3 protein-coding genes are annotated in these 3,815 nt (G+C 68.0%); 1 reads left to right on the plus strand and 2 read right to left on the minus strand.

Annotated elements, in window-relative coordinates; translation table 11 throughout:
• Nucleotides 1–405: MarR family winged helix-turn-helix transcriptional regulator (locus JYJ84_RS30840; RefSeq protein ID WP_205189896.1), on the minus strand; the 405-nt coding region annotated here is incomplete at its 3' end.
• Nucleotides 406–577: 172 nt separating this feature from the next.
• On the opposite strand from JYJ84_RS30840, the gene aceE reads away from it, so the two are divergent.
• Nucleotides 578–3,271 carry a pyruvate dehydrogenase (acetyl-transferring), homodimeric type gene (gene aceE, locus JYJ84_RS30845; RefSeq protein ID WP_175220306.1) on the plus strand — a complete coding sequence of 898 codons (2,694 nt, stop codon included), beginning with the start codon at nt 578–580 and terminating at the stop codon, nt 3,269–3,271.
• A 56-nt stretch (nt 3,272–3,327) separates the two neighbouring features.
• Here the strand turns inward: aceE and JYJ84_RS30850 are convergent.
• The coding region (locus JYJ84_RS30850; protein WP_205189897.1) for a TolC family protein at nt 3,328–3,815 on the minus strand (488 nt) is incomplete at its 5' end.

Raw genomic sequence — 3,815 nt, forward strand, 5'->3', positions numbered from 1 at the left:
CGCGGCGGCGATCGCAGCCTGCTCCTTGCCGCCGAACTGATCGAGGAAGAGCTCCGCGACCGTCGACTGGTACACCTTCCACATCTTCTTGCGCAGCACCCGCCCCTTGTCGGTGATGCTCGCATACGCGGCGCGGCCGTCGTCCGCCGAACGGGCGCGCGTGACGAGCCCTTCCTGTTCGAGCCGGTCGACGAGCCGCGTGAGGTTGTAGCGCTCGATCGCGAGCACGTCGGCCAGCTCGTGCATGCGGCGCGTACCGTCGGGCCCGCTTTCGAGCCCCCACAACGCGTCGTACCACGCATAGGCCGGCAGACCGGCCGCCGCGAGGCGGCGCTCGATCTCGCGAATCATCGTCCGGTGCGCGCGGACGAACGAGAACCACAGATCGGGTTCGGGTGCGCTCATGTCAGGTGTTCCTCTCGTTGAATTGCAGTTGCAATTAAATTTTACCTCGATAACAATTGTCCTCATACGATTGCAATTGCAACTATCTGCCCGCCGATCGGCGGGCGTTCCGTCGCGCGTCGCGGCGCCACGACCGTCGCCCCGCGCAGCCTTATGCTTCTGGAGACACTGCATGACCGCATCTCTCGCGCTACCCGACATCGACCCGCAGGAAACCCGCGAATGGCTCGATGCACTCGAATCCGTGATCGCGCTCGAAGGCCGCCCGCGCGCACACTACCTGCTCGACCAGCTGTCCGACCTCGACGCGGCTCGCCATGGCGACCTGCACGGCCGCGTGACGACCGCGTACGTGAACACGGTGCCGCGCGAACGGCAGCCGGCCTATCCGGGCGATCTCGCGCTCGAACGACGCCTGAACGCGATGATCCGCTGGAACGCGATGGTGATGGTGCTGCGCGCGGGCCGGCATTCGAACGTCGGCGGGCACATCGCGACCTACCAGTCGGCCGCGGTGCTGTACGACGTCGGCTTCGATCACTTCTTCCGCGGCCGCACCGACACCTTCGACGGCGACATGGTCTACATCCAGGGCCATTCGGCGCCGGGCATCTATGGCCGCGCGTACCTGGAAGGCCGCATCACGGACGCGCAACTCGACAACTTCCGCCGCGAGACCGGCCGCGAAGCGGGACGCGACGGGCTGTCGTCGTATCCGCATCCGCGCCTGATGCCGGATTTCTGGCAATTCCCCACCGTGTCGATGGGGCTCGGGCCGCTCACGGCCGCGTATCAGGCGCGCTTCATGCGCTACCTCGAATATCGCGGGTTGAAAGCGCATCAGGGCCGCAAGGTCTGGGCCTTTCTCGGCGACGGCGAAATGGACCAGCCCGAATCGCTCGCCGCGATCTCGCTCGCCGGGCGCGAACGGCTCGACAACCTGATCTTCGTCGTCAACTGCAACCTGCAGCGCCTTGACGGGCCGGTACGCGGCAACGGCAAGGTCATCCAGGAACTCGAAGGCACGTTCCGCGCGGCGGGCTGGAACGTCGTCAAGGTGATCTGGGGCGCCGGCTGGGATCGCCTGCTCGAACGCGACACGACGGGCCTGCTGCGCCAACGCATGATGGAATGCGTCGACGGCGACTACCAGACCTTCAAATCGCAGAGCGGCGCGTACGTGCGCGAGCATTTCTTCGGCAAATATCCCGAACTGCTCGAACTCGTCGCCGATCTGTCCGACGACGACATCTGGAAACTGGCGCGCGGCGGCCACGACCCGGAAAAGGTGCATGCGGCCTATGCGCAGGCGATGCGCGCGGAAGGACGACCGACCGTCGTGCTCGCGAAGACGGTCAAGGGCTTCGGGATGGGCGAAGCCGGCGAAGGCCAGAACGTGAACCACCAGTTGAAGAAGATGAGCGCGGACGCCGTGCGCGCGTTCCGCGACCGCTTCGCGCTACCGGTCAGCGACGCGCAACTCGACGACCTGCCTTACCTGAAACCCGAACCGGGCAGCGCCGAGGCACGCTACTTCGCGGAGCGCCGTGCCGCGCTCGGCGGCCACGTGCCGGCCCGCTTCAGCCACGTGTCGCCGCTGCCGGTGCCGCCGCTCGCCGCGTTCGACGGTCAGCTCAAGGACAGCGGCGAGCGCGGGCTGTCGACGACGATGGCGTTCGTGCGCATCCTCGGCACGCTGCTGAAGGACCCGGCGCTCGGCAAGCTCGTCGTGCCGATCGTGCCGGACGAATCGCGCACGTTCGGGATGGAAGGCCTGTTCCGCCAGATCGGCATCCACTCGCATCTCGGCCAGCTCTACACGCCGCAGGACGCGGGCCAGCTCAGCTACTACAAGGAAGCCAAGGACGGGCAGATCCTGCAGGAAGGCATCAATGAATCGGGCGCGATCGCGTCGTGGATCGCAGCCGGCACCGCGTACAGCAATCACGGCCTGCCGACTATCCCGTTCTACATCTTCTATTCGATGTTCGGGCTGCAGCGTGTCGGCGATCTCGCGTGGGCGGCCGGCGACGCGCGTACGCGCGGCTTCCTGCTCGGCGCGACGTCGGGCCGCACGACGCTGATGGGCGAAGGGCTGCAGCACGACGACGGACACAGCCACGTGCTGTCGTCGGTGATTCCGAACTGCGTGTCGTACGACCCGACCTATGCGTACGAACTCGCGGTGATCGTGCGCGACGGCCTGCGGCGGATGTTCGCGGAACAGGAGGACGTCTACTACTACATCACGCTGCTCAACGAGAATTACCCGCATCCGGCACTGCCGGACGGCGCGGAGGCCGGCATTCTCAAGGGTCTCTACCTGCTGCGAGAAGGCCCGTCGCGGGCGGCCGATGCGCCGCATGTGCCGCATGTGCAATTGATGGGCAGCGGCGCGATCCTGCGCGAAGTGCTCGCCGCGAGCGACCTGCTCGCGCAGGACTTCGGCGTGACGAGCGACGTGTGGAGCGCGACGAGCCTGAACGAGCTGCGCCGCGACGGGCTTGCCGCGGAACGCTGGAACCTGCTGCATCCCGAGCAGGCGCCGCGCGTGTCGTACGTGCAGCAATGCCTCGACGGCCGCACCGGGCCGGTGGTTGTCGCGACCGACTACATGAAGATCGTCGGCGACCAGATCCGCGGGTTCGTCGACGGCCGGCGCTTCGTGTCGCTCGGCACCGACGGCTTCGGCCGCTCGGATACGCGCGACGCGCTGCGCACGTTCTTCGAGGTCGACCGGCACTTCATCGTGATCGCGGCGCTGAAGGCACTCGCCGACGACGGCGCGATATCGCGTGCCCAGGTAGGCGAAGCGATCCGGCGCTACGGCATCGACATCGACAAGGTCGATCCGGCCAGCGTGTAGTCATGCGGCGCGCGGCAGGCAGGATCGCGCCGGCCTGCCGCGCCACCCGGCCTGCGCTACTGCCCCGACTGCGCGAGCGGGCCTTGCGGGCCCTGCCCCGTTCCCGACGGCCAGCCGCCCGCCAGCGCCTTGTACAGCGCCACGGTCGACGTCGCACTGCGCATCCGCCCGTCGGCCGCCGCATCCTGCGCCTGCAGCAGCGTGCGTTGCGCGTCGAGCACTTCGTAGTAGTCGATCGCCCCCGCCGAGAACCGCGCCTGCGCCAGTTGAGCGGCGCGTGCGCTGTCGGTCGCGGCCCGCACGAGATGGTCCGTCTCGTCACGCGTGCGGGCGGCGCGCAGCAGCGCGTTCTCCGTTTCCTCCAGCGCCCCGAGCACGGTCTGCCGGTACTGCGCGAGCTGCCCGGCCGCTTCCGCATCGCTCGCGGCGATCCGCGCACGCACGCGGCCGACGTCGAGGAACGACCAGTCGATACCGAGCGCGATCAGGTTCGTGTCGCTGCCCGCGCGGAAGAACCCGTAGCTGCTCGTCGCGCTGCCGAGCA

It is taken from the genome of Burkholderia sp. LMG 13014 (assembly GCF_905232215.1).
Taxonomy (GTDB): Bacteria; Pseudomonadota; Gammaproteobacteria; order Burkholderiales; family Burkholderiaceae; genus Burkholderia.

Bases quoted from the DNA above. Each gene is read 5' to 3' on its own strand.
- aceE (WP_175220306.1), top strand. From the start codon at position 578: ATGACCGCATCTCTCGCGCTACCCGACATCGACCCGCAGGAAACCCGC.